The sequence below is a fragment of the Paraburkholderia sp. J8-2 genome (assembly GCF_905220195.1).
Lineage (GTDB): Bacteria > Pseudomonadota > Gammaproteobacteria > Burkholderiales > Burkholderiaceae > Paraburkholderia.
The window spans coordinates 1-273 of record NZ_CAJMZA010000151.1; the positions used below are offsets into that span (position 1 = coordinate 1).

Annotated in this window: 1 pseudogene; it reads left to right on the forward strand. The window is 53.1% G+C overall.

The window, feature by feature from the left end:
- Positions 1-109 precede the first annotated feature (109 nt).
- A pseudogene (locus tag U5A52_RS43225) lies at positions 110-273 on the forward strand (MarR family transcriptional regulator); the annotation flags it as partial.

Consider the following 273-nt stretch of genomic DNA (forward strand, 5'->3'; position numbering starts at 1 on the left):
TTGAATAGTGCAGTTGAACCCGGTCCCGATGGCAGACCCGTCTCGTGTGTTTTTCTTGACAATATCTGATAATGCAGATATTGTGATCTGCAACACGGAGGATGTCGCGATGGACCACTACACCACGAGAAATTTCATGCTCACGGAAAGTGTCGGCTTCAGGATCGTCAAGGCGCGCAATCTGGTCGTCGCGGAAATGGACGCGGCGCTCAAGGACCTCGACATCACGGGCCAGCAAATGGGTATTCTGCTTTCGCTGAAGCAGGGTGTGGC